At 70.7% G+C, this 24132-nt stretch carries 25 protein-coding genes, 1 tRNA gene and 1 riboswitch; of the genes, 16 read left to right on the top strand and 10 right to left on the bottom strand.

Translation table 11 applies throughout. From position 1 onward, the window contains the following. Positions 1-46: 46 nt before the first annotated feature. Together JX575_RS10440 and JX575_RS10435 are read left to right on the top strand one after the other, a co-directional pair. The gene (locus JX575_RS10440) at positions 47-715 is read left to right on the top strand and encodes a hypothetical protein (protein ID WP_186342751.1); all 669 of its coding nucleotides are present in this window, start codon (positions 47-49) and stop codon (positions 713-715) included. Between the two features lie 71 nt (positions 716-786). Next, positions 787-1626 carry a universal stress protein gene (locus tag JX575_RS10435; protein WP_186342752.1) on the top strand — a complete coding sequence of 280 codons (840 nt, stop codon included), beginning with the start codon at positions 787-789 and terminating at the stop codon, positions 1624-1626. Between the two features lie 16 nt (positions 1627-1642). Here JX575_RS10435 and JX575_RS10430 read toward each other — a convergent pair whose 3' ends face one another. Then, positions 1643-2092 (bottom strand): DUF6326 family protein, encoded by a 450-nt coding sequence (locus JX575_RS10430; protein ID WP_241005104.1) that lies wholly within the window; start codon positions 2090-2092, stop codon positions 1643-1645. A 207-nt stretch (positions 2093-2299) separates the two neighbouring features. On the opposite strand from JX575_RS10430, the gene JX575_RS10425 reads away from it, so the two are divergent. The 5 genes from JX575_RS10425 (at position 2300) to JX575_RS10405 (ending at position 9970) form a co-directional block, all read left to right on the top strand. Then, positions 2300-3439 carry a sensor histidine kinase gene (locus tag JX575_RS10425; protein ID WP_186342753.1) on the top strand — a complete coding sequence of 380 codons (1140 nt, stop codon included), beginning with the start codon at positions 2300-2302 and terminating at the stop codon, positions 3437-3439. Beyond that, entirely contained in the window at positions 3436-4092 is a 657-nt protein-coding gene (locus tag JX575_RS10420; protein ID WP_186342754.1) for a response regulator transcription factor, read from the top strand. Before JX575_RS10425 ends, JX575_RS10420 begins: the two co-directional genes overlap by 4 nt. Before the next feature lie 117 nt (positions 4093-4209). Beyond that, positions 4210-5712, top strand: coding sequence for a DUF3375 domain-containing protein (locus JX575_RS10415; RefSeq protein WP_186342755.1), 1503 nt, complete (start codon positions 4210-4212; stop codon positions 5710-5712). Further along, positions 5709-6485, top strand: coding sequence for a DUF4194 domain-containing protein (locus tag JX575_RS10410; RefSeq protein WP_186342756.1), 777 nt, complete (start codon positions 5709-5711; stop codon positions 6483-6485). Before JX575_RS10415 ends, JX575_RS10410 begins: the two co-directional genes overlap by 4 nt. Positions 6486-6517: 32 nt before the next feature. Beyond that, entirely contained in the window at positions 6518-9970 is a 3453-nt protein-coding gene (locus JX575_RS10405; RefSeq protein WP_241005103.1) for an SbcC/MukB-like Walker B domain-containing protein, read from the top strand. 80 nt (positions 9971-10050) lie between these two features. On the opposite strand, the gene JX575_RS10400 is transcribed toward JX575_RS10405, so the two are convergent. From JX575_RS10400 to JX575_RS10390, 3 genes are all read right to left on the bottom strand, one after another. Then, complete coding sequence (locus tag JX575_RS10400) at positions 10051-11031, bottom strand: transposase (RefSeq protein ID WP_206054364.1); 981 nt, start codon at positions 11029-11031, stop codon at positions 10051-10053. Between the two features lie 507 nt (positions 11032-11538). Next, positions 11539-11937, bottom strand: a complete 399-nt coding sequence (locus JX575_RS10395) for a hypothetical protein (protein ID WP_206054363.1) — start codon at positions 11935-11937, stop codon at positions 11539-11541. A gap of 228 nt (positions 11938-12165) precedes the next feature. Beyond that, positions 12166-12570, bottom strand: coding sequence for a GNAT family N-acetyltransferase (locus JX575_RS10390; protein WP_206054362.1), 405 nt, complete (start codon positions 12568-12570; stop codon positions 12166-12168). A 176-nt stretch (positions 12571-12746) separates the two neighbouring features. Here JX575_RS10390 and JX575_RS10385 point away from each other — a divergent pair, with 176 nt between their 5' ends. Further along, complete coding sequence (locus JX575_RS10385) at positions 12747-12917, top strand: hypothetical protein (RefSeq protein ID WP_186342759.1); 171 nt, start codon at positions 12747-12749, stop codon at positions 12915-12917. Positions 12918-12948: 31 nt separating this feature from the next. On the opposite strand, the gene JX575_RS10380 is transcribed toward JX575_RS10385, so the two are convergent. Together JX575_RS10380 and JX575_RS10375 are read right to left on the bottom strand one after the other, a co-directional pair. Beyond that, entirely contained in the window at positions 12949-14103 is a 1155-nt protein-coding gene (locus tag JX575_RS10380; RefSeq protein WP_206054361.1) for an IS30 family transposase, read from the bottom strand. Positions 14104-14201: 98 nt separating this feature from the next. Continuing rightward, on the bottom strand, positions 14202-14615 hold the full coding sequence (locus tag JX575_RS10375; protein ID WP_186342666.1) for an HIT family protein: 414 nt from the start codon (positions 14613-14615) through the stop codon (positions 14202-14204). A 92-nt stretch (positions 14616-14707) separates the two neighbouring features. On the opposite strand from JX575_RS10375, the gene JX575_RS10370 reads away from it, so the two are divergent. After that, positions 14708-15067: a hypothetical protein gene (locus JX575_RS10370; RefSeq protein ID WP_186342667.1), complete on the top strand. Its 360-nt coding sequence runs from the start codon at positions 14708-14710 to the stop codon at positions 15065-15067. Between the two features lie 72 nt (positions 15068-15139). Here JX575_RS10370 and JX575_RS10365 read toward each other — a convergent pair whose 3' ends face one another. Beyond that, positions 15140-15610, bottom strand: a complete 471-nt coding sequence (locus JX575_RS10365) for a GNAT family N-acetyltransferase (protein ID WP_186342668.1) — start codon at positions 15608-15610, stop codon at positions 15140-15142. A gap of 172 nt (positions 15611-15782) precedes the next feature. Between JX575_RS10365 and JX575_RS10360 the strand changes: the two genes are divergently transcribed. Continuing rightward, positions 15783-16148, top strand: coding sequence for a VOC family protein (locus JX575_RS10360; protein WP_186342669.1), 366 nt, complete (start codon positions 15783-15785; stop codon positions 16146-16148). Positions 16149-16409: 261 nt separating this feature from the next. Here JX575_RS10360 and JX575_RS10355 read toward each other — a convergent pair whose 3' ends face one another. Further along, positions 16410-16580: a hypothetical protein gene (locus JX575_RS10355; RefSeq protein ID WP_186342670.1), complete on the bottom strand. Its 171-nt coding sequence runs from the start codon at positions 16578-16580 to the stop codon at positions 16410-16412. Positions 16581-16996: 416 nt separating this feature from the next. Then, a tRNA-Leu gene (locus tag JX575_RS10350) sits at positions 16997-17085 on the bottom strand. A gap of 80 nt (positions 17086-17165) precedes the next feature. Between JX575_RS10350 and JX575_RS10345 the strand changes: the two genes are divergently transcribed. The 6 genes from JX575_RS10345 to ribH all read left to right on the top strand — a co-directional run bounded on the left by JX575_RS10345 (position 17166) and on the right by ribH (position 23004). Further along, on the top strand, positions 17166-18509 hold the full coding sequence (locus JX575_RS10345) for a M20/M25/M40 family metallo-hydrolase (protein ID WP_186342671.1): 1344 nt from the start codon (positions 17166-17168) through the stop codon (positions 18507-18509). Between the two features lie 93 nt (positions 18510-18602). Then, a riboswitch (FMN riboswitch) is annotated at positions 18603-18732 on the top strand. Between the two features lie 81 nt (positions 18733-18813). Beyond that, positions 18814-19857, top strand: coding sequence for a bifunctional diaminohydroxyphosphoribosylaminopyrimidine deaminase/5-amino-6-(5-phosphoribosylamino)uracil reductase RibD (gene ribD, locus JX575_RS10340; protein WP_241005102.1), 1044 nt, complete (start codon positions 18814-18816; stop codon positions 19855-19857). Continuing rightward, positions 19858-20478: a riboflavin synthase gene (locus JX575_RS10335; RefSeq protein ID WP_186342672.1), complete on the top strand. Its 621-nt coding sequence runs from the start codon at positions 19858-19860 to the stop codon at positions 20476-20478. It abuts the gene before it with no gap. After that, positions 20475-21176, top strand: a complete 702-nt coding sequence (pnuC, locus tag JX575_RS10330) for a nicotinamide riboside transporter PnuC (protein ID WP_206054360.1) — start codon at positions 20475-20477, stop codon at positions 21174-21176. The genes JX575_RS10335 and pnuC overlap by 4 nt, the downstream gene beginning before the upstream one ends. Further along, positions 21173-22519 carry a bifunctional 3,4-dihydroxy-2-butanone-4-phosphate synthase/GTP cyclohydrolase II gene (locus JX575_RS10325; protein ID WP_186342674.1) on the top strand — a complete coding sequence of 449 codons (1347 nt, stop codon included), beginning with the start codon at positions 21173-21175 and terminating at the stop codon, positions 22517-22519. Before pnuC ends, JX575_RS10325 begins: the two co-directional genes overlap by 4 nt. Beyond that, positions 22516-23004 (top strand): 6,7-dimethyl-8-ribityllumazine synthase, encoded by a 489-nt coding sequence (gene ribH, locus JX575_RS10320; protein ID WP_186342675.1) that lies wholly within the window; start codon positions 22516-22518, stop codon positions 23002-23004. The genes JX575_RS10325 and ribH overlap by 4 nt, the downstream gene beginning before the upstream one ends. Positions 23005-23023: 19 nt before the next feature. Here ribH and JX575_RS10315 read toward each other — a convergent pair whose 3' ends face one another. Continuing rightward, positions 23024-24043, bottom strand: a complete 1020-nt coding sequence (locus tag JX575_RS10315) for a zinc-dependent alcohol dehydrogenase family protein (RefSeq protein WP_186342676.1) — start codon at positions 24041-24043, stop codon at positions 23024-23026. Between the last annotated feature and the right edge of the window lie 89 nt (positions 24044-24132).

Below are 24132 nucleotides of genomic sequence, written 5' to 3'. Positions count from 1 at the left end.
TCCCGGCGCCGCGCCGCCCGCCGGGCCGGCAGGGACGGGGTGAGGGGTGAGCTCGCTCGCCGAGGGCGTGCATCCACGCGTGGTCCCCTCGTGGGTGATCGTCCTCGACCTGCTCGCCAAGGTGGTGCTGGTCCTGGCCATGGCCCGGGTGGCCATCGACCCCGCCTGGGGCAACCTGGAGGGCAAGGCACCCGGCACCCGTGCGGTCACCTATCCGCTGCTCGCCTTCCTGGTGCCGCTGGTCTACTGGCTGCGCCGCCCGGCGGGGCCCTACCCGTGGCTGGCCGACCTGATGGTCACCGTGCCGGCGTTCTCCGACATCCTGGGCAACCGGCTGGACCTCTACGACCAGGTGGTGTGGTTCGACGACCTCGTCCACTTCGTCAACACCGGTCTGCTCGGCGCCGCTGCGGTCATCTTCTCCGGCGCCGTCGAGGCGCCGTTGCGGCGGCGGCTGGAGGTGTCGGTGTCGGTGGCCATGACCCTCGGGGTCGCCTGGGAGGTGTGGGAGTACCTCGCGTTCGTCACCCGCTCGGGCGAGGCCGGCACGGCGTACGCCGACACGGTGGGCGACCTCACGCTCGACTGGATGGGTGCCGTGCTCGCCGCCGTCCTGCTCGGGCTGCCCGGGTTCCACCGCCCGGGGGTCCTGCCCACGCCGCCCCACCTGGGCGCCACCCGACGGCCGTCACGGCCCGGAGGTCCGGCGGGCTGAGGCCCCCGCGGTGCCGGCGACGGGACCTCCGACTCTGGCGATGGTCGCCCGCGCACGTACATGCTCGCCTCATGGACGACACCACGCGCAGCATCCTCGTCGCCTACGACGGGTCCACCGACGCGGATCTCGCACTGGGATGGGCGGTGCGAGATGCCCAGCTCCAACGCCGCCCGGTGACCGTGGCCATCGTCGAGGAGACCGGCGCCACGCCCGGTGTCGCGTGGCAGCCAGCCGACCACTGGATCGAGGTGGAGCGGCGTGCCACGGCGATCCTGGCCGAGGCGCCCGTCGACGCCGCCACCGTGGTCCGCACGCACGGCCCTGCGGTGACGACCCTGGTCGACCTCTCCCGCGATGCCGCCCTCCTCGTGGTGGGCGGTCGCGGACACGGCCTGGCCGGTGAGCTCTTCGTCGGCTCGGTGAGCCAGCACCTCGCGACCCACGCTGCGTGCCCGGTCGTCGTGGTCCGGGTCGCCGATGCGCCGGACGCCCGGCGGATCGTCGTCGGTGTGGACGGGTCCGCCGCGAGCGACGCTGCGCTCGACGTCGCGTGCCGTCACGCCCGGGTGACCGGCGAGACGGTGTCCGCGGTGCGGGCGGCCGCCGTCGGCACGGTCCACGTCGACCGGCACGGAGAGATGCCGGACGCCCTCGGCCGGCTCCTCAACGACGAGGGGGAGCGCCTCGCCGCGACCGTCGAGGCGGCGGCCGCCCGCCATCCCGAGGTGGACATCGAGTCGGATCTCATCGCGCTCGCGCCGGCTGCGGCCCTCATCGAGGCGTCCAAGCACGCCTCGCTTGTCGTCGTGGGGTCGCGGGGGCTCAACCCCTTCGCCGGACTGCTCCTCGGCTCCGTCAGCCACGCCGTCCTGCACCGGGCGCGCTGCCCGGTCATGGTGGTGCGCTGAGCCGCCGCTCGCGGGGTCACGCCTGCTGCCGGGCGCGAACGGCGTCCCGCGCCGGACGGGTCGCCCTGCTCGGCGGGGTCGCCGTCGGCGCGGTGCGGGGCCAGGTCCAGGCCCACCGCAGGACGAGGGCGAGGAGGACCAGCTCCAGCACGACGCCGAGGCCGTAGAAGTACAGGTAGAACCCGCCCGCGATGTTGAAGACCGTGAAGGGCACATAGAGCGCGGCCACGACGAGGTTCGTGGTGCGGTTCACCCTGGCAGGCAGCGTCGTCGACAGCACCACCATGAAGATCGGGACGGCCAGGGCGGTCAGCGCCGCCACCGAGAAGGTCTGGGAGAGGTCGAACTCGTAGACCTTGCCGTCGAGGATGTCCTCGACCATGCCGGGCGTGTAGAAGCCGAGGACGTCCACGTAGACGTACAGGAACATGAAGCTCGTCCACGCGGCGGCGAGCTTGGCCTGCACGGGGATTGTCCGGTCTTCCAGGGGCGTGCGGTGAGGTGCATTCATGTCGGGCTCCGTTGTCGTGGTGGGGATCGGTGCGTCCACGGTCCCTGCGCCACGTCGCGGGCGCCTCGGCTTCGAGGCCGGAGCTCGCCCGGCCGATGGCACGGTTCCTCGCTCGTACTTTCGGCGGGCACGCCGAGGCGCCCCGATCCCTAGGCTGGCGCCGTGGTCACCGTCCCGCGCTCCGTCTGGCACGAGCCGCGGCCTGCCGACGCCCCACCCGTCGGCCGGCCCGACTGGCTGCTGGTGGGCGTGTTCGCGGCCGGCGTCCTGGTCGAGGGCGCCGCTCGACCGGGCGTGACCTGGCGGCCCCTGGTGACGGTGCTCGCCCTGGCGCTGGTTCCTGCGCTGCTCCGGCGGCGGCATCGCCCCCTGGTGACCGCCCTGGTGGGGTGGGGCGTCGCGGGGGTGCTCTCCGTGCTCCAGGTGGCCGCGCACGACGGGGACCTCGGCCTCTACTCCATGGCGGCCGTGCTGGTCCTGCTCTACTCCCTGCTGCGGTGGGGCTCGGGCCGCGAGGTGGTCGTGGGTACGGCGTTCGTGGCGGTCGTCGTCGCGCTGGGGATGTACGCCGGGTCCGCGGGCTGGGCCGACATCTTCGGCGGGACCGTCCTGCTGTTGCTGGTCATCGCCCTCGCGGCGGTGTTCCGCTACCGCGCGGACCTCTGGCTCCGCCAGCAGCGTGAGATCCGCAACCAGGAGCGGGTCGCGCTCGCGCGCGAGCTGCACGACACGGTGGCCCACCACGTCTCGGCCATCGCGGTGCAGGCCCAGGCCGGTGGCGTCGTCGCCGGCACCCAGCCCGAGAGGGCTGCGGAGATCCTGGCCGCGATCGAGTCCGAGGCGTCGCGAACGCTGGCGGCGATGAGGTCCATGGTGCGGGTGCTGCGGGAGGAGGAGGCGGTCGCCTACGCACCGCAGCCGGGTGTCGCGGACCTGCCTGCGCTGGCCCGCGCCGACCCGACGCCCGCGGTCGAGGTCTCGGTGGACGGCTCGTTGTCGCGGCTGGCACCACCCGTGGACGCCGCGCTCTACCGGCTCGCGCAGGAGGCGCTCACCAACGCCGTACGGCACGCGCGGAGCGCGACCCGCGTCGGGATCGACGTACGCCGGGAGGGCGACGCCGTCACGCTGCGCGTCAGCGACGACGGACGGGCCGAGCCGGGGCCAGCGCCGAAGCCCGGGTTCGGCCTGCTGGGCATGGCCGAGCGCGTCCAGCTCCTCGGCGGGTCGTTCTCCGCGGGCCCGCGGCCCGAGGGCGGCTGGGTGGTCGAGGCCGTGCTGCCGGTGGAGGCGCCGGCATGAGCATCCGTGTCGTCGTGGCCGACGACCAGGACCTGGTCCGGACCGGGCTCGTGATGATCCTCGGCGCGCAACCCGATCTCGAGGTCGTGGGGGAGGCAGCGGACGGGCTCGCGGCGCTCGACCTGGCGACCCGGCTCCGTCCCGACGTCCTCCTCGTCGACATCCGGATGCCCGGGCTCGACGGCGTCGAGGTGACGCGGCGCCTGGCCGGGCCGGACGTGCCCGACCCCATGGCGGTGGTCGTGATCACCACCTTCGACCTCGACGAGTACGTCCTCGGCGCGCTGCGCGCCGGCGCCCGCGGCTTCCTGCTCAAGGACGCAGGGCCGGAGCTCCTCGTGCAGGCCATCCATGCCGCGGCCGACGGGGACGCGCTGATCGCCCCCAACGTCACCCGCCGGCTGCTGGCGACCTTCGCCGACCACGCGCCGGTGGCACCGGTCCAGCCCGTCACCCCGCTCACCGAGCGCGAGGAGGAGGTGCTCGCGCTGGTGGCGCGGGGACGGACCAACGCCGAGATCGCCACCGAGCTCTTCGTGGGCCTGAGCACGGTCAAGACCCACGTCGCGTCGTTGATGGCCAAGCTCGGCGCCCGCAACCGCGTCGAGGTCGCGATGTGGGCGCACGACACCAGACGCGTGAGAGCCGATTAGCCGGTCGTGACCCGCTCCGCATCGCCGCGCAACTCGCGGGTCGCCATCCCTCCTGTCGGGGGGCTTTGTCATGCTTGCGCCCCGAGCACCAGGTGGGAACGAGTGGGGGCCTAGACGTTGAGCGAGATCACGGGCGAGCTCGCGCGCGTCAAGGGTGCCTTCGGCCAACCCACGCTGACGCTGCTCCACCAACGGCAGGCGCCCGTGGTGATCACCATCTTCCGCACTGCTTTCGGCCGCAACAACAACCCGATCCCCACGGCTCGCCTGCACACGCAGGTCGAGGAGCACGTCGCGCAGATGAGGCTGGCGGGGGAGCAGGACGTCCCCAGTGGCACCGGCCGCGACATCTGTCAGCGCTGGATGCGCGGTCAGTGGCTGGTCCGATCGCTCGACGAGGGCGGACACGAGGTCTACGTGCTGACCTCGCACGCGCAGCAGGCGTTGGAGCTGGTGAAGAACCTGGCGCGCGATCGGGCCACGCTCAGCGAGCACCGGGTCGCCACCATCCTCGGCACGGTCCGGCGCTTCAACTCCGAGGCCAACCCCGATCGGACGGCCCGAGTCACGATCCTCAACGAGGAGATCGCGCGGCTGCGAGCCGAGCGCGATCGGCTGGTCGACGGTGGTGTGCTGGAGGGCGCCACCGAGGACTACATGCTCGAAGGGTTCACCGAGCTGTTGTCGCTGATCTCGGCGCTGCCGAGTGACTTCGCTCGCGTCGAGGAGCGCTTCACGACCATCCGCGCCGAGATCCTCGCAGCGTTCCGAGCCGAGGACCGGCCGGCGGGTGAGGTGATCGACGACTACCTGGCTCGCGCCGACGCGCTCATGACGGCCACCCACGAAGGACGTGCGTTCGAAGGTGCGTTCGCGCTGCTGCGCGACGACGCGATGGTGGCGCAGCTTCGCGAGGACCTCACCGACCTGCTCGAGCACCCCCTGTCGGACCGGATCCTCAGCGACGCGGACCGAGCCGAGCTGCGCGGCACCGTGCGGGTGGTCCGCGACGGCCTCGACCGGGTGCTTGCGCAACGGTCGCGGGTGACGGCGACCCTCAAGGAGTACATCGTCTCCCACGACGCGGCCCGCGACCGCGAGCTCGAGCAGACGCTGCGCCAGGTGGAGGCCGAGCTGATGACGTGGATGGCCACGACCGGGCCGCGCGCCACCCACGACATACCGCTGCTCCCCGCGCGCACGAGCATCGACCACCTGCGCGAGCGCTTCTACGACCCTGCCGACCACGTGCTGCCCGAGCGCCTCACCGTGGTCGACGCAGACCTGGCGCCGACGGTCTCGCTCGCAGAGCTGGTGTCGCAGGGTGGGCCCAAGCTGACGACCTTGCGTGAGCGGCTCGACGCCGCCTCCTCCTCGCTGCTCCCCTACGCCTCCCTCGGCGCACTGTTCGACGACCTGGAGCCGTCACTGCGCAGGCCGGTCGAGATATTCGGCCTGCTCCACCTCGCCGCCGACCGCGAGTGGCTGGCCGAGGACGAGACCGAGTCCTACGCGACCGTCCGTCCCGACGGAACGACGCGCCTCTTCGCGGTGCCACGGACGCCGCTGCCCGACCCAGACCTGGACGAGACCCGGCACGACAGGGAGACCCGCGCATGAGCGTCGAGACCGACACCGCGCCTCAGACCGCGCCCCACGCGGACGCGGAGGCGGCAACAGACGACGGACTCGTCGAGGACCTGCTCGACGACGGTTCGGTCTCCCTGTTCGAGGGCGACGAGGGCGGCCTCGAGTACGCGCAGCGGCGGGTCCTCGTCACGCTGCTCAAGCAGCGCTTCATCAGCGCGCGCACCCACCCACGCGACTGGCCGGTGCTCGTCGAGCACGAACGGCTGATCCGCTCCCGCCTCAACGAGCTGTTCCTCGACCTGCAGGTCGACCGCTCGAGCGAGGTGGCCTGGAAGCGACAGGCAACATCCGAGACGGGCAGCCGGTTCCCGACGCTGCTCTACGACGCCGCGTGGTCGCGCGAGGAGACGCTCGTCCTGGTGCACCTACGCGACCGGCTGCGCGCCGGGCTGGCCGGCGGCGACGCGCGCGTGTTCATCGACCGCGAGGACGTCGTGTCCTACGTCGCCAGCTTCCGACCCGCGCACGCCACCGACGAGGCCGGCGACGAGAAGCGGGCGCGCAATGCGGTCGCCAGCGTCGTCAAGGCCGGTCTGCTCATCCCCTCCGGCAACGACGAGCGCTTCGAGATCAGCGAGGCCGTGGAGCCGCTGCTGCCGCTCGAGCTCCTGCAAGAGCTGCTCGAGGCGTTGATGGCGGCCAACAGCAGCGAGGTGCTCCCGGAGCCCGAGTCGTCCCACCTCTTCGACGACGAGCCCGACCCGGACGGCCACGCCGCCGACGACGACGCGAGGGAGCAGTGAGCGTGTCCATCGACCGGACTGACACGGCGGACGTGAGCGGCCTCTTCGCGCAGCGTGACGTCGCCACCCCCTCGGACGACACCATGCAATGGCGCGCGTCGCTGCTGCAGATGGTCAACTGGGGTGGGTTCGGCGGACTCACGGTGGTGCCGCTGCGCGGCGACGCCACGATGATCTCCGGCGCCTCCGGCGTCGGCAAGAGCACCATCCTCGATGCCTACACGGCGCTGATGATGCCGTCCGACACCAAGTTCAACGGCGCGTCCAACGACGCGGTCGCCGGCCGCGCCCGAGGGGCCGGGCAGCGCAACCTGCTGTCGTACCTCCGGGGCGCGGTCGACGTCATCGACGACCCCCGCACCGGGCGGCCGGTCGAGCAGCTGCTGCGCGGCAAGGGCTCCGACACGTGGGGCGCCATCGCGATGACGTTCGTCAACGACCGGGGCGGCCGGTTCACTGCGCTGCGCACCTACTACGTCCCGCGCCGCGCCACCCGCTCCGGCGACGTCCAGATGCAGCTCGCGACGCAGGAGGGCGCGCTGACGCTCGACCTGCTCGAGGTCGCGGTGCCCGAGCGGTTCCACGCCCACACGCTCAAGAAGATCTTCCCCGGGATCCGGGTGCACCGGACCTACGCCGAGTACGCGGCCGTGCTGCACGCCCGCCTCGGCATCGGAGCCAACGGCGACGGCGCCAAGGCGCTGCGGCTTCTCGCCCGGATCCAGGCCGGCAACCAGGTCCGCAGCGTCGACGAGCTCTACAAGGACATGGTCCTCGAGCGCCCTTCGACCTTCGCCGCGGCCGACCGCGCGATCGAGCACTTCGACGACCTCGACACCGCCCACTCAGCGATGCGCACCGAGGAGCAGAAGCTCGAGCTGCTCGGGCCGATCACCGAGCTGCACGACCGCAAGGTGGCCGCGACCCGACGACTGGACGAGCTCGATGCCTACGGGGTGACGAAGGGCGGTGACACACCACTGCGGATGTGGCTGCTCCGGGCCCACCTGCGACTGATCGAGGCCGCCGTCGCCGACAACCGGGCCGAGCGGGCGGCGGCCGCCGACGAGCTGAGCGCGACCACGTCCGTCGAGCGGACCCACCTCGCAGACCTCGAGGCCGCACAGGAAGCACACCGGGCTGCCGGGGGAGCGACCCTCCAGTCACTCGCCCTGTCCCTGGAGCAGGAGCAGGTCGTCCGGGAGGACCGGCTGACCCGCCGCACCATCTTCCAGGAGCGGATGCTCCCACTCATCGACGCCACAGACGCCCACGCGCCCGACGTCGACGGCGCGCTGCTGTCCAGCGAGGCATTCGCCGTGCTCCAGCTGCACGCCCGACAGTGGCTCGCCGGCTACCAGCGGGAACAGGAGCGGCTGCGGCGCGAGCGTGACGCCGTGCTGCGCAGCCAGTTCCCCCTCAGCCAGCGACAGGCTGAGCTGCGTCGCGAGCGGGCGTCGATGGAGGGCCGCGCGGGCCGGATGCCGGCCCGCATGCACGAGCTCCGCGCGGAGGTGGCGCGAGCAAGCGGGCTCGGCCTTGACGACCTGCCGTTCGTTGCCGAGCTGGTCGACGTCGCTGCCGAGGAGGCGAGGTGGCGCACCGCCATCGAGACGGTGCTCGGCGCCAGCGCCCGGATGATGCTGGTCCCGCTGCAGCACCTGGAGCGGTTCTCCTCCGCCATCGACGGACTGCACCTGCGCGGGCGCCTCGTCTTCGAGGGGGTGGAGCTCGACCTGCCCGACCCCGGACCGGCTGATCCCGAACGGGTCGGTGGCAAGCTCGCGTTCAAGGACACGCCCTTCACCGGGTGGGTCCGGGCGCACGTCGAGGAGCCGTCCCGCAACGCTCTGTGCGTCGAGTCCGCCGAGGACCTCGCTGGCCCTGGCTTCCGCGTCACCCTCGCCGGCCAGACCCGCAACGGCCGACGAGGCGCCCACGGGCGCAACGACGCGCGCAGCATCATCGGGTTCTCCAACGAGGACGCGATCGCCGACATCGACGCCGAGCTTGCTGACCTCGAGGAGCAGCTCGACGCCGTCTCCGCGGAGCTCGGCCAGCTGGATCTGCAGGCGCGCGTGCTCGAGCGGCAGCGCACCTCCTACGACGCCGTCGCGACCGCGCGGTTCGACGACTTCGACGTCGACGGCAGCGACCGCCGCATCGCGCACCTGGAGCAGCGCCGCTCGGTGATCCTGGAGTCCGACGACCGCCTGCAGGCGCTCGACACCCAGATCGACGACCTCACCGCCCGACTCGAGGAGGCGCGCCGGGCCCGCTACGGCCTCGAACAGCGCCAGCGGGAGCTCAACGCGTCGCACGCCGAGCTCGTCGACGCCGAGGACAGCGTCAAGGACCGGGTCCACGCCATCGAGGAGGACGGCACCGTCGTCATCGGCCCGGGGCAGGAGGAGGCGCTGGCCGCGGAGTTCGCCGCGGCCGCGGAGCCGGCCGACCCCCACGACCTGGCGCGGTTCGCCGAGACCTCCCAGCGGCTCGTCCAGCGACTGCGTGAGGCGGTCACCGACGCCGAGGCCGCGGTCAGGCGCGTCGACGAGGACCTCGTGCAGATCTTCCGGGTCTACAAGTTCCAGTGGGACTCACCCAACCTCGGCTCGACCGCGGACTCCTACCCCGACTACGCCCGCATCCTCGAGGACATCCAGGGTGAGGGCCTGGCCGCACGCCGCGCCGAGTGGAGGCGGCGCCTCACCGAGTGGAGCGGTCAGGACCTCGTGCCCCTCGTCGGGGCCATGGCGGCGTGCGTGGAGGAGATCGAGGACCGTCTCGAGCCGATCAACGCGATCCTGCGGCGCCTCGAGTTCGGCGCATCGGGCGACCGTCTCAGGATCCGTCTCCGACGCCTGGCACCGGCCCACGTGCAGACGTTCATGCGGGATCTGCGGACCCTCTCCTCGGGCTCCACCACCGCTCTCACGGAGGAGGCGCTGGAGAAGCGGTTCGCCGAGCTCAGCAGCTTCATGCAGCAGCTTCGCAAGCCCAGCCAGGTCGGCGACGCCGCGACGACGCTGACCAACCGCGAGCGTCTCCTCGATGTACGCCGCCACGTGGAGATCAGCGCTGAGCGCTACGACCACGCGACCGGCGAGCTGCGTGCCACCTACCGCACGCTGGGGGAGAAGAGCGGCGGCGAGAGCCAGGAGCTGGTCGCCTTCATCGTCGGCTCCGCGCTCCGCTTCCGGCTGGGAGACGAGATGCGTTCCCGCCCGCGGTTCGCGCCGGTGTTCCTCGACGAGGGGTTCGTCAAGGCCGACTCCGAGTTCGCGGGCCGTGCCGTCCAGGCGTGGCGAGGTCTCGGCTTCCAGCTGATCGTCGGCGTTCCCCTCGACAAGGTCACCGGGCTCGAGCCCCACATGGACGCCCTGCTCGCCATCACCAAGAACAGCGCCACCCACCAGTCGTGGATCACCCCCATCTCCGCCGTGGACCCACGGCCTGAGGCCAAAGAAATCAACACCGGGTGAAGGCTCGCGAGGGCGTGCTGCACGAGGTCGTGACGGCTGGAGCAGACGTGGGCGGCGTCGTCCCCGGAGCACCATGGATCTCACTCGGTGTCCCTTTTGGCGACGCCGGTTGCCGGATCTGGCACCCCTCTGTGTCGAGGAGTGCTCGTTGTGAGGGTCTTCCGACGGGGAGATGGTCGGCGTAGCGTCGGCTGCGCGGGTCCGGGAAGTGGCTGATCCGAAGTGTCGATGAGCGGGTGCGAGTCGACCGCGCTGGATTGAAGTGTCGCCCCGCAGTGCCCTCCCGGGCCCGCTCCATCGTGTTTCTGGGCGTCGGCGACGAGTTGGCGGTAGACGACGTCGGACAGGCGCCGTTTGAGGCAGCGCAGGGCTTCCATGGGGGTCTTGCCGGCGGCGAGCTTGCGTCGGTAGTAGGCGCGGCCTTCGGTGTCGTGGCGGATCTGCACGGTCGCGGCGACGTGCAGGACGTGGTTCATCCTCCGGTTCCCGGCCCGCGACGAACGGTGGTGGGTTTGCTCGCCGGACGAGGCGTCCAGGGGCGCGGTGCCGGTCCAGGACGCGAACCGGTTGCGGTCGGCGAACCGTGCCACGTCACCGACCTCGGCCAGCACCCGTGCCGCGCCTGCCGGTCCGATGCCGTAGATGTCCATCAGGTGCGAGCCACGCTCGAGCACCGCGGCCTTCAGCTCGGCCTTGATCCGCTTGAGCTTGGCGTCGACCGCGACCAGGTCGGCGATCTCCTCAGCAGCCATCCGACGGCGGGTCTTCCCGGCGATGCCACGGGGCCTGATGGTCGCCAGCACCGTCTTGGCCTGGGTGGCGGACAGGTCACGTTTGCGCTGGCCGGGCAGCAGTTCACTGAGCAGTCGCTGCAACCGATTGAGGGTCTGGACGCGTTGGTGGGCGAGTTCGTCGCGGCGGTCGGTGAGCATCCGCAGGGCTTCGAGCTCACCGTCCTCGACCAGCACCCGCAGGTCCGCCGTGCGGACCGCGACGACAGCGATGGAGTGGGCGTCCAGGGCGCCGGTCTTGCGGTTGTGGCCGGTGTCGAAGAGCCGCACCCCGGGCCGCGAGCTTGGCCGGAACGTCGACGACCTGCTCGCCGGCGGCGACGAGTCGTTGGGCCAGCGGACGACCGGCGCCGTTGGCTCCCTCGACCGCCCAACCGCGGTCGGGCCACTGCTTCACGTAACGCTGAAGTGCTGCGTGACCGGCTCTGTCTGTAGCGAACCGCCCCGTGCCGAGCAGCTGCTCGTGGGTGTCGACGACCTCGATCGTCACCGACATCTTGTGGGATCGACCCCGATGATCACTGCCTGCGTCTTGCTCATCTGCTCACCTCGCAACTGGGAACCAGCAGGACGACGAGGTGGGCATTGCTACTACGAGCCGGGCAGACCCCTCTGGAGCCACTCCTCGTCACGGTGACCGACGAGGCGCAGTCCAGATGAGAGCCACACCATCGGTGGTCAGCCGGTAAGAGAGCGTCGCGCCGATCACCTGGATCGAAGTCTGGCCGGACACCGATCCTGCGGGAAGTTTCCTAGTAGCCGATGAGCGGGCGCAGCTCAACGATAGAAGCGCGTCGAGAACGTCGTCGGTCGCGGCACATCACCAGTAGTGAAGTGCTTGTGCAGCCGTCTGTGTCGATGCCGGAAGAAGGCGCCGACTATGCGCGCCAGCAGCATGGAGAGTCCAGGAACGGGCAGGCGGGGCTGCAGGGTGACGCGGTCATGAACTCGGGTGCCCTCCGGGACCGGTGTCAACGTCCGCTCATGCTCCCAGTGCCGCATGCTCAACATGGTGGAGCGCTCCAGAAACCGGACGCCCGGCTCAAGTTCATCGATCATCAGGTGGTCGAAGTCGAACGGGACGAGGCCGAACAGTCGGAGCCAAGCGCGACCGATGGGCTGGCCCAGCGGGAGAGTCTCTACCGTCAGTCCCGCCGCTCGGCGCGGCATGGTCATTGTCATCCAGGGCCACATCTCGTGATTTATGCCTTCGGCACTAACGACCCGCTGCCAAACCGCTGCCGGAGGCTCCGGAAGGTCAACGTGATTCTCCACGGTCCTCGTCGCCACGCCGCTCCCTATGCCGAATGTCCTCGCTGCACGATTGCACACCGTTCCTATGGCCGTGCTACGGACTTCCGCTCATGCCGATGACAGGGCGTTTGTTTGGCTTGGTCGCGCCCGTCAGAGAACGAGTTTCATGCGCGGAGCAGACGTCAAGACGAAACCCGCCTTGCCGTAGAGGCCCTGTCCTTCCTCCGTAGAACTGAGGTCCACCCGATCTGCATCGATCGACCTAGCCCACTCGACTACGTCGCGGACTAGCAAGGTTCCGTACCCGCAGCCGCGGTGCTCGGGAAGAGTGATGACATTCGCGAGCCGAACGGTTCGCCCATGGGGACACATGGGATTGGGGACGCCCAGTTCGAGGGTGCCGATTGCGGTTGCGACGATTTCGCCACCGATGTCGACGACTGGGAAACGAGCGGTGCTGGAGTCGCCGACGTACTGGGCGAACCACTCTTGAGCGTGGCTCCTCCACGGCTCGTCTTCAGCAGCCTCGTCCTTCTCAAAGAGCAGGCCCCACAACCGTAGAAGTTGTGGGACGTCAGGGGTGGTTGCGATCCTGAGCGAACTACGCGAACTGTTCATTGGAGACAACTCTAAGTGCCCTGACCGACAGGTTGACGGTATCCGGATCTGCCGCGACCCGTGTGTCCGGTCATGCCAAGGTGAGTGCGACGACTGGTGAGATGCTCAGTCCTATGAGCACGGACCGCGCTGAGGTAATTGAGCAACTCCGTCGCGTCATCGCTTGGGAAATCGAAGCCCAGGTTGGTGTCCAGCGTGCCGCCGAGGAGATGCCCCCACTCATCGCCGACACCCTGCTCGACTACTTCGACGTCGCCATCAGGCCTGGGGTCGACTTGCCGTAGAACGTCCGGATCTGCCTGCGGGCTCAGGCGGTCAATGCAACACCTCGGCTAGTGCTTGCGATGGTGTCTTGAACCCGAGGGTCTGTCGAGGTCTGTCGTTGAGCTCGAGTGCGATGGCGTCGAGGTCGACTTGGGTGAGGGTCTTGAAGTCGACCCGCCGCGGCAGGTACTGACGTAGAAGGCCGTTGGTGTTCTCGTTGCTCCCGCGCTGCCACGGTGACTTGGGGTCACAGAAGTAGACCTGGATCCCGGTCTCGTTGGTGAAGCGTTTGTGCTCGGCCATCTCGTGGCCCTGGTCCCAGGTCAGCGACTTGGCCAGCTGTGCAGGTAGGTGCGCGACGGCGGCGGCCAGGGCGTCAGCGACGACGTCGGCCTTGTGGCTGCCGCCGGGTAGTCCGACGAGCAGCAGGTAGCGAGTAGAGCGTTCGACCAAGGTGGCCACTGGGCTCATCTGCTTGCCGAAGACCAGGTCGCCCTCCCAGTGTCCGGGCACCGCACGGTCCTCGGCTTCAGCGGGACGCTCACTGATGTTCACGATCCCCGGCCGCCCGCCTCGACCGTCGGGGAGCCGGACCCCGTGCACGCGTCGGATCACCCGACCGGTGCGCAGGTAGGCGGTCAGCTCCTTGCGCAGCGCACCGCGTGACTGCACGAACAGCGTGCGGTAGATGCTCTCGTGCGACACGTGCATCTCCGGGTCTTCGGGATAGGTGAGCTTGAGCCAGCCGGCGATCTGCTGGGGCGACCATCGTCGCTGAAGCTTCGCGGCCACGATGCCAGCCAGCACCGGGTTGGTGGCTAGCTTGCATGCCTTGGGTCGGGTCGCCCTGGCCCAGGCGTGCTGGTCCGCGGACGCGGCCCGGTAGCCACGCCGGCCGCCGTTGCTCGCGACCTCACGGCTGATCGTCGACGGCGAGCGACCCAACCCGGCCGCGATCGCCCGCAACGACAAGTCGGCGGCCAGGCCGCGGGAGATCTCCTCACGCTCCTCGAAGCCCAACCGGCCTGCTGAGCGGTGACGTGGGTCAGGTCTGATCCCGCCGCAACGCAGCAAGTAGGCCCGCACCGTGCTCGTCGACAATCCCAACGATCGCGCGGTCGGCTTCACCGCGTGCCCAGCACGCATCCGCGACCAGATCTCATCAATGTCTGCTGGCGACAACCTCTGATAGTTCTGACGCGCCATCGCGACCTCCTCGACTTAAGGAGTGTTGCGCTGACCGGTTGAGAACGCCCCGCTGATGGTGCGCGGATCTGCCGAGATCCGGTCGCTGCTCAACGGCACTAGATGAGTAGGGCGTGGGTGCGGTCGAGCGCGTCCATCGCATCGTGGGCAGGCGCCCAGTTGCTCGTCAGTCTGCCGTCGCCCGAGAACCGAGGCACGAGGTGAAAGTGCAGGTGGTCCACCGTCTGTCCCGATGCCGCGCCGTTGGACTGGAACACACTGACGCCATCGGCGGCCAGGCGATCCCTGAGCAGAGCGGCGGTCGTGTGCAGTGCTTGGGCCATTCCCGCGATGCCTTCTGTGGCGAGTCCCGACATCAGATCGGTGATGTGCGCTGTCGGTATGACCAGGATGTGACCTGCCCTCACTGGTTCAGTGTCGAGGAAAGCGCACGCCGACTCGTCCCGATAGACGAACCGGGCGGGCGATCGGTCGGCAGCGATGTCGCAGAAGATGCATCCGCCAACGGCCATCGGGTCATTGTGCGCGCGTTGTGGAGGGGAACGCACTCATCTGCCGCTGATAGTGCGCGGATCTGCCGAGATGCGCTCACTAGACTTCCCGTGTGACATCACTACAGGTTGCGGATGACGAGGCGTGGTGGACGGCCCTGGGTGTCACACCAACCGCCGAGGCAGTCTCCGGCGACGAGTTCGTGCGTGAGGTGGTCTACCCCGTCACGGGCAGCCGCGAAACCGTCCACGTGACATGGGATGTGACCGACAGCAGCGTGCGGGTACGACACCGAAGAGGTGACGTCGTCGTAACGGACGTCCATCGCGAGATGGCGACTCTGCTAACCGTCGCCGGCGTCGGAGAGACGGCAGAGATCTTGTTGGAGTACGGATCTGCAGGGCACTCGGGTCGAACGCGGGTACGCGTGACTCCCGAGGTGCTCATCGAGGACACGTTCCTGCGGTCCTAGCGAACATCCGGATCTGCCGCTGACAGTGCGCGGATCTGCCGATGAGCCGGGCGAGCGACCGCTGCCCCGTGGTCAGTCGACTCGCGGATCCATGTCGAAGGTGATGACGGGGTTGCGCGCGGCGACAGAGTCGTAGAGAGACTGGGCAGGGTTGCTTGGTTTCGTGGTCCATCGAACGGTTGTCCATCCGGATGCCCCTGCCAACCCGGCGAGGTGTTCGAGCAGGGCGCGGGCTCCGCCATGCCCTCGCTGCACGGTGTCGACGAACAGATCGTCCAGATAACACCCGATGGAGCCCGTGATGGGCCTCTCGAACGGTCGGTAGTGAGCGAGCCCCACAGCGTCCGGGACCGTGCTGTCATGCAGTAGTAGACAGTTGGTCTGCCCGTCACTGCGCATGATCCAGGACCAGACACGCGAAAGATGCTCGTCGCTGACCACGTAGCCCGCTTCCTCGCCGTAGGCGCGGTAGAGCCTCCTCCACGTCATCTGCTCAGAAGTCGTCGCCGTTGAGACCTTCCACCTGCCGTGCCGAGTCACCACGAGCGCAGCGTTTCACAGGACCGATGTCGCGTCCGGATCTGCCGCGTTGAGGACGGCTACGCTCGCCCGGATCTGGCCGCTGATGGTGCGCGTAGCCGCTCTTCTGGGGCGAGCGCCCGCCACCCGGACGAGGCGCCGAAGGCGCCGACTCCCCTTGTGCCACGATGAACGGGTGCCGGCACGTTTCAAAGACATCGCGCTCGACGCGGTCGACCACCAGGCGCTCGCAGACTGGTGGTGCGCCGCCCTTGGCTACCGGCGATCGGATGAGCTGTATCCGCGCGACGATGGCTGGACTCGGCCGGCGGCGTGGCCGACGCCGATCGTCGACCCGGCTGGGAGCGGACCCCTGATCTGGATCAATCCGGTCGCCGAGCAGAAGTCGGTCAAGAACCGGATGCACTTGGACGTGTACGGAGACTGCGAGGAACTCGTCGAGCTTGGTGCGATCGTCATGCGCCGTCGCGGCGCGGAGATCGATTGGGATGTCCTCGCAGACCCGGAGGGCAACGAGTTCTGCGTATTCCAGCCGGAGTGAGTCAGGGGTCGGGCGTCGCGGGGACGGAACCGTACCTGCGGTGGGTAACGATGCGGCGTGCGAGTGCCGCGTCGGGTCGGCAGTCCCAGTTTGTCGTCAGGTGGTCTGACCTCGAGGGCTGGTTCGGCCGTGACGGCACGCCGCAGTGGCCGTGATTTGCACGCTCGTACCGCCGAGAGCGTGCGCTGCGGTTCAACCGGATCTGCCGCGATCAGCTGGACCGGATCTGCCGAGATTCGGTCGCGCTGGAGCGGCGTGCCGCTAGGACCGCTTGGCGACGAACTCCGCCAGGGTGCCCTCGGGGTCGCGGACGACTGCGTTGCGGTTGTTGTTGCCCGCATCATGCGGTGGCGTGACGACTGGCGCACCAGCATCGGCGGGCACCACCAGCGCGGCCACCGGTAGGCCGGTGACGTCGACGTCGACGGCCACGACTCGATTCGCGCCCTAGGCGCGGCGGTAGGGGCCGCCTCGGTCGTGGACGTGAACCCGCCGTTCGAGGCGCCGCGGGTCCGGTCAGGCGTCGATGACGACCACGCGAGGGCGTCTTCTCCGTTCTCGCGTCCTGCCTGCGCGCGGATGTGTCCAGGGTGCGGCATGCGCCGCACGGTCCCTGTACAACTCGCCCAGCCAATGGGGACACACCCCGTCAGACCTCCCCCGGAGGACCTCCGGGCCCAGTGGTTGCCGTCTCGCCGACAGCTGGCACACCGCCGAGGGGACTGTCCGCCAAGGGGACCTTCTGCAGGGATCGGTGACGCCCGGACCCGCGTCGAGAAGCAGGTCGGACAACCAGGTCGCGGGAAGCAGTCAGGGCCCCGCTCTCGCGAGGCCCTGACTGTCCACCGTGGTGTCCGAGGGGGGACTTGAACCCCCACGCCCTAATACGGGCACTAGCACCTCAAGCTAGCGCGTCTGCCAATTCCGCCACCCGGACGAGTGCTGGGAAACAGTAGCAAAGCCGCTTCCCACCAACGAATCGGGGCTGGTGCTCGCTCGTGGGGCAGGATGGGCGGCATGGAACAGGCGCCCCGGGACCTCTCGCAGGACCGCTCGCAGGACCGCTCCTACGACCCTGCGGCGGAGGTGGTGCGGCTGTGCCAGGAGCTCATCCGCATCGACACCTCCAACTACGGCACCGACGAGGGGCCGGGGGAGCGGAAGGCGGCCGAGCACGTCGCGGGCCTGCTCGACGAGGTCGGCATCGACGCCGAGGTCATCGAGGGCCTGCCGGGTCGGGCCAACGTCGTGGCGCGCTGGGGCGGCGGCGACGGCCGTGCCCCGCTGCTGCTCCACGGCCACCTCGACGTCGTGCCCGCGGAGGCCTCCGACTGGCAGGTCGACCCGTTCGCCGGCGAGATCCGCGACGGGCACGTGTGGGGCCGGGGTGCGGTCGACATGAAGGACTTCGACGCCATGCTGCTCAGCGTCGTACGGGCGCGGGCGGCGGCCGGCGCGGTGCCCGACCGCGAGCTGGTGCTGTGCTTCACCGCCGACGAGGAGGCGGGTGGCCACCACGGCGCCGGGGTGCTCGTCGACCAGCACGCCGACTGGTTCGCCGACTGCTCGGAGGCCGTCGGCGAGGTGGGCGGCTTCTCGGCCACCGTGCGCGGACGCCGGGTCTACCTCATCGAGGCGGCCGAGAAGGGCATGGCGTGGATGCGGCTGACGGCCCGCGGCCGGGCCGGCCACGGCTCGATGATCAACGACGACAACGCCGTCACCCGGCTCGCCGGCGCGGTCGCCCGCATCGGCGCGCACCAGTGGCCCGTGCGGCTGACCCCGACCATGGAGGTGCTGCTCGCGAGCGTCGCCGAGCTCGCCGGCACGGAGGCGACGCCCGACAACGCCGAGGCGCTGGTGGAGGAGTTCGGCGACGCCGCCCGGATGCTCGGCGCGGTCATCCGCAACACCGCCAACCCGACGATGCTGCGCGCCGGCTACAAGACCAACGTCATCCCCACCGACGCGCAGGCCACGGTCGACGGGCGCTTCCTGCCCGGCTACGAGGACGAGTTCTTCGCGACGCTGCGCGAGCTCGCCGGCGACGGCATCGAGTTCGACTTCGAGTCCAAGCAGGACCCGTGGGAGACGCCGTACGACGGCGACCTGGTGGCGGCGATGACCCGCAGCCTGCTCGCCGAGGACCCCGAGGCGATCGTCGCGCCCTACCTGATGTCGGGCGGCACCGACGCCAAGCACTTCCGCACGCTCGACATGCGCTCCTACGGCTTCGCGCCGCTGCGGCTGCCGGCCGACCTCGACTTCACCGCCCTCTTCCACGGCGTGGACGAGCGGGTGCCGGTCGACGCCCTCGAGTTCGGCGCGCGGGTCTTCGACCGCTTCCTCGACCAGGTCTGACGGCGCTCGGCCGCGACACGGTGTCGCCCATCTCACCGGTGGAGCCGGGTGAGGGAATGGCTCGCGCTGTGGCAGAGTTGCGCCCACAAGAGCTTGCGTGCTCTGGGGGCGGTGGAACTCCGCACCGGCGGTCACAGTCCGCGACCCGACCACCGCCAGTGGCCGGTTGACCAGGTGGAACTCCTGGACCGACGGTCATAGTCCGGATGAGAAGTGCACGCTGACGGCTCGTACGTCGTCCCCGACCGGGGACCGCGTGCCCCGTCGCCCGCCCCCCGGAGTCCCACACGGACCGGAGGCGGAGATGACGAGCAGCGAGGCGGAGCGGCGCGCGATGCGCCGCGCGCTGGCGATCGCCGTCGCCCCCGGGGTGCCGCTCGGCCCCAACCCGCGCGTCGGCTGCGTGGTGCTCGCGCCGGACGGCTCCACGATCGCCGAGGGCTTCCACCGCGGCGCCGGTACGCCGCACGCCGAGGCCGCCGCGCTGGCCGAGGCCGGGGAGGCGGCACGCGGGGCCACTGCCGTGGTCACGCTCGAGCCGTGCGACCACACCGGCCGCACCGGACCGTGCAGCGAGGCCCTGGTCGCGGCGGGCGTACGCCGCGTCGTCTACGCACAGGCCGACCCCAACCCGGCGGCCAGCGGCGGTGACCGCCGACTGCGCGACGCCGGCGTCGACGTCGAGTCGGGGCTGCTGGCCGCGGAGGCGGAGGCGGTCAACCGGGTGTGGACGTTCGCCGTCATCCACGCCCGCCCCTTCGTCACCTGGAAGTTCGCCACCTCCCTCGACGGTCGCAGCGCGGCGGCCGACGGCACCAGCCGCTGGGTGTCGAGCCGCGCGGCCCGCCTCGACACGCACCGCCTGCGCGCGCAGTGCGACACGATGCTCGTCGGCACCCACACCGTCGAGGTCGACGACCCCCAGCTCACCGTGCGCGACGAGCTCGACCGGCCGGTGGCGATCCAGCCGCTACGTGCGGTGATGGGGCTGCGCGACCTGGCGCCCGACCGACGGGTCCTCGACGACCGCGCCGAGACGGTGCACCTCCGCACCCGCGACCCCCACGAGGCGCTCGCCCGGCTCCGCGCGCTCGACCGCCAGCACGTGTTCCTCGAGGGGGGACCGTCGCTGGCCCGCGCGTTCCTGCAGGCGGACCTCGTCGACGAGGTGGTCGCCTACGTCGCGCCGATGCTGCTCGGTGCCGGCACCAGCGCCGTCGCGGACCTCGGCATCGAGACGATCGCGGACGCCCGGCACCTGCGCGTCGACGACGTGCACGTGCTGCCCGGCGGCGACGGCGAGGACACCAACATCCGGCTCACCATGACGCCCCTGAGGAGGCACTGAATGTTCACCGGGATCGTGGAGGAGCTCGGCACCGTCGCCGAGGTCACCGACCAGGGCGACGCCATCCGGCTCACCGTCGAGGCCGACACCGTGCTCGAGGGCACCGCGCCGGGCGACTCCATCGCCGTCAACGGCTGCTGCCTCACCGTCTCGGAGATCGGGGACGGGCGGTGGACCGCCGACCTCATGCAGGAGACGCTCGACAAGACCTCCCTGCGCGGCGTCGCGCCCGGCGACCGGGTCAACCTCGAGCGCGCCGTGACCCTCGGCACCCGTCTCGGCGGCCACATCGTCCAGGGCCACGTCGACGGTGTCGGCGAGATCCTCTCGCGCACGCCCAGCGAGCACTGGGACGTCGTGGAGGTCTCGCTGCCCGCCCACCTCGCCCGCTACCTCGTCGACAAGGGCTCGATCACCGTCGACGGCGTGAGCCTCACCGTGGTCGAGGCCTACGACTCCAGCTTCACCGTCAGCCTGATCCCCGAGACCCTCGCCCGCACGACGCTCGGGTCCCGCCGCGTCGGCGACCTGGTCAACCTCGAGGCCGACGTCATCGCCAAGCACGTCGAGAAGCTGCTCGGCGTCCACGCCCCCGCCCGTACGAACGACGAGGAAGAATGATGTCCCTTCTCGAATGGCTCATCCACGGCACCATCCCGGTGGGCGGCGGGGAGCTCGGTGTCCGCGAGGTCGTCGGCAACGTCTTCGGCCTGGCCAGCGCGATCCTCGGCATGAAGCGCCTGGTGTGGGCCTGGCCGATCGGCCTGGTCGGCAACGTCCTGCTCTTCACCGTCTTCGCCACCGGCGAGCTCTCCGGCCAGATCGACGAGCCGCTGTGGGGCCAGGCCGGGCGACAGGTCTTCTTCGCCGCGGTCTCCCTCTACGGCTGGTGGCGCTGGACGCGGGTACGCCGCGCCGGGGGCGCGTCCGACGGCGGAGCCATCGCGCCCCGCTGGGCGACCGGTGCCGAGCGGATCCAGCTGCTCGTGGTCGGCGTCGTCGGCTACGCGGCGGCCTACGTGCTCCTCACCCAGGTCCTGGGCTCCTGGGGCCCGACCACCGAGGCGTGGATCCTCGCCGGCTCGATGCTCGCGACCTACGGCATGGCCCGCGGCTGGGTCGAGTTCTGGCTGATCTGGATCCTCGTCGACATCGTCGGGGTGACCACCCTCGTCCAGGCCGGCTACTACCCCACGGCCGGCATGTACCTCTTCTACGCCGTCTTCGTCGTGATGGGCTTCGTGGTGTGGATGCGGGCCAGCCGCACGGTCGTCGACACGACCGACACCGACCGCAGCAGCGAGGCGGTGTCGGCATGAGCGAGACCCACGAGCCCGCCCCCGACCCCGGACCCGACCCCGTCCGCCTCGACCCGGTCGAGCGCGCCGTCGCCGACATCGCCGCAGGACGTGCGGTCATCGTCGTCGACGACGAGGACCGCGAGAACGAGGGCGACATCATCTTCGCCGCCGCGAAGGCGACCCCGGAGCTGATGGCCTTCACGATCCGTCACTCCAGCGGCGTGATCTGCGTGCCGATGCCGGGCGACATGCTCGAGCGGCTCGAGATCCCGCTGATGACCCCGCACAACAAGGACAAGCTGCGCACGGCCTACACGATCTCGGTCGACGCCCGCGACGGCGTCTCCACCGGCATCAGCGCCGCCGACCGGGCCCACACCGCGCGGACCCTCGCGGACTCCGCCACCGAGCCGTGGGAGCTCACCCGCCCCGGGCACGTCTTCCCGCTGCGCTACCGCGAGGGCGGCGTGCTGGTGCGCCGCGGACACACGGAGGCGGCCGTCGACCTGGCCCGGCTCGCCGGGCTGACGCCGGCCGGCGTGCTGGTCGAGGTCGTCAACGACGACGGCACCATGAAGCGGGGTCCCGAGCTGCGGGAGTTCGCCGACGAGCACGGCCTGGCGATGATCTCGATCGACGACCTGGTCCGCTACCGCCGCCGCCACGAGCGCCACGTCGAGCGGGTCGCCGAGACGCGGCTGCCCACTCGGCACGGCGACTTCACCGCCTACGGCTACCGCATCACCATCGACGACAGCGAGCACGTCGCCCTCGTGCACGGCGACCTGTCCGGCGACGAGCCGGTGCTGACCCGGGTGCACAGCGAGTGCCTGACCGGCGACGTGTTCGGCAGCGAGCGCTGCGACTGCGGCCCCCAGCTCGACGAGGCGCTGCGCGCGATCGTCGCCGAGGGCAGGGGAGTGGTGGTCTACCTGCGCGGCCACGAGGGTCGCGGCATCGGGCTGGTCGCCAAGCTGCAGGCCTACCAGCTCCAGGACGGCGGCCGCGACACCGTCGACGCCAACCTCGACCTCGGCCTGCCCGCCGACGCCCGCCACTACGGCACCGCGACGCAGGTGCTGCGCGACCTCGGCATCGCGTCGGTGCGGCTGATGACCAACAACCCCGACAAGACCGCCAGCCTGGAGGACTTCGGCATCCGCGTGGCCGAGCGGGTCCCGCTGGCGATCAGCCCGACGGTGCACAACGAGGCCTACCTGCGCACCAAGGCCGAGCGGATGGGTCACCACCTGCCCGGGACGAGCGCCCAGGCGCTCGACCTCCCCGCGGAGGCCATCGACCACCAGGCCGAGCACCTCGAGCCGTCCGAGCAGGTCGAAAGAGAAGGAGAGCACGCATGAGCGGAGCCGGAGCACCCACGTCCCAGCCCTACGACGCCAGCGGCCTGCGGGTCGCGGTCGTCGCGGCGAGCTGGCACACCCAGGTGATGGACGGACTGGTCGGCGGCGCCGAGCGCGCGTTGGCGGCGTACGGGATCGCCGATCCGGAGGTGGTCCGGGTGCCGGGCACCTTCGAGCTGCCGGTGGTCGCGGCCGCGCTGGCGCGGGCCGGCTACGACGCGGTGGTGGCCCTCGGGGTCGTGATCCGCGGCGGGACGCCGCACTTCGAGTACGTCTGCTCCGCGGCCACCGACGGCCTGACCCGGGTCAGCGTCGAGCACGCGGTGCCGGTGGGCTTCGGCGTGCTGACCTGTGACACCGAGGAGCAGGCGCTGGACCGTGCCGGCCTCCCGGGCTCGGCCGAGGACAAGGGATGGGAGGCCGCCTCCGCCGCGCTCGACACCGCCCGCGTGGTGCGGGCGGTGTGGGCCGACCAGCCTCGGTAGTCCCCCCCGGGACGGGTGCTCACACCGTGAGCAGCACCTTGATGGCGGTGCGCTGGTCCATCGCGGCGTAGCCTTGGGCGGCCTCGTCGAGCGGCAGGGCGAGGTCGAAGACCTTGCCGGGGTCGATCCGTCGGTCCCAGATGAGCTGGACGAGCTCCGGGAGGAACCGGCGCACGGGGGCGGGGCCGCCGTGGAGGTGGACGCCGGCCATGAACAGCTCGTCGCCGGGGATGGCGACGTCGTGGGAGACGCCGACGAACCCGACGTGCCCTCCGGGGCGGGTCGCGTGGATGGCCTGCATCATCGACTCCTGTGTCCCGACTGCCTCGACGACCGAGTGCGCGCCGAGCCCATGGGTGAGCTCCTTGACCCTGGCGACGCCCTCCGCGCCGCGCTCCTCGACGATCTCGGTGGCCCCGAACTCGCGCGCCAGGGCCTGGCGGTCGGCGTGGCGGCTGAACGCGATGATGCGCTCCGCGCCGAGCTGCTTGGCGGCGAGGACGCCGAGCAGGCCGACGGCGCCGTCGCCCACGACTGCGACGGTCCTCCCCGGCCCTGCCTCGGCGGCGACGGCGGCGAACCAGCCCGTGCCGAGCACGTCGGAGGCGGCCATGAGGGACGGGATGAGGTCGGGCTCCGGCACGCCGGGCGTCTTGACCAGCGTGCCGTCGGCGAGCGGGATCCGGGCGAGCTCGGACTGGGTGCCGATGGTGCCCATCAGGACGCGGTGGATGCAGTAGGCCTGGTAGCCGGACCGGCAGATCTCGCACGTGTTGTCGGATGCCCAGAACGAGCCCACGACGAAGTCGCCGACCTCGACGGTGCGCACGTCCTCACCGACCTGCTCGACCACCCCGACGTACTCGTGGCCCATCACCTGGTCCGCGATCGGCTCCGCGCCGCGATAGGGCCACAGGTCGCTGCCGCAGATGCAGCTCGCGCTCAACCGGATGATCGCATCCGTCGGCTCGACGATGGTGGGGTCGGGGCGCTCCTCGACCCGTACGTCCCCGGGGGCGTGCATGACTACCTGGCGCATGGCGGGTGGCTCCTCTTCGTCCGTGGTCCGACGTCCTCGGGCAGCTCGTGCCGCCTCGACTTCGAGTCAACCCGCTACGCCCCGCCTAC

The sequence above is a fragment of the Nocardioides sp. zg-1228 genome (genome assembly GCF_017086465.1).
Taxonomy (GTDB): domain Bacteria; phylum Actinomycetota; class Actinomycetes; order Propionibacteriales; family Nocardioidaceae; genus Nocardioides.
Note: the sequence above shows the minus strand (reverse complement) of the source record. Positions and strands in the feature narration are given on the sequence as shown.

Bases quoted from the DNA above. Each gene is read 5' to 3' on its own strand.
- JX575_RS10435 (WP_186342752.1), top strand. From the start codon at position 787: ATGGACGACACCACGCGCAGCATCCTCGTCGCCTACGACGGGTCCACC.
- JX575_RS10420 (WP_186342754.1), top strand. From the start codon at position 3,436: ATGAGCATCCGTGTCGTCGTGGCCGACGACCAGGACCTGGTCCGGACC.
- JX575_RS10410 (WP_186342756.1), top strand. From the start codon at position 5,709: ATGAGCGTCGAGACCGACACCGCGCCTCAGACCGCGCCCCACGCGGAC.
- JX575_RS10395 (WP_206054363.1), bottom strand. From the start codon at position 11,937: ATGACCATGCCGCGCCGAGCGGCGGGACTGACGGTAGAGACTCTCCCG.
- JX575_RS10385 (WP_186342759.1), top strand. From the start codon at position 12,747: ATGAGCACGGACCGCGCTGAGGTAATTGAGCAACTCCGTCGCGTCATC.
- JX575_RS10380 (WP_206054361.1), bottom strand. From the start codon at position 14,103: ATGGCGCGTCAGAACTATCAGAGGTTGTCGCCAGCAGACATTGATGAG.
- JX575_RS10375 (WP_186342666.1), bottom strand. From the start codon at position 14,615: ATGGCCGTTGGCGGATGCATCTTCTGCGACATCGCTGCCGACCGATCG.
- JX575_RS10345 (WP_186342671.1), top strand. From the start codon at position 17,166: ATGGAACAGGCGCCCCGGGACCTCTCGCAGGACCGCTCGCAGGACCGC.
- ribD (WP_241005102.1), top strand. From the start codon at position 18,814: ATGACGAGCAGCGAGGCGGAGCGGCGCGCGATGCGCCGCGCGCTGGCG.
- JX575_RS10335 (WP_186342672.1), top strand. From the start codon at position 19,858: ATGTTCACCGGGATCGTGGAGGAGCTCGGCACCGTCGCCGAGGTCACC.
- pnuC (WP_206054360.1), top strand. From the start codon at position 20,475: ATGATGTCCCTTCTCGAATGGCTCATCCACGGCACCATCCCGGTGGGC.
- JX575_RS10325 (WP_186342674.1), top strand. From the start codon at position 21,173: ATGAGCGAGACCCACGAGCCCGCCCCCGACCCCGGACCCGACCCCGTC.
- ribH (WP_186342675.1), top strand. From the start codon at position 22,516: ATGAGCGGAGCCGGAGCACCCACGTCCCAGCCCTACGACGCCAGCGGC.
- JX575_RS10315 (WP_186342676.1), bottom strand. From the start codon at position 24,043: ATGCGCCAGGTAGTCATGCACGCCCCCGGGGACGTACGGGTCGAGGAG.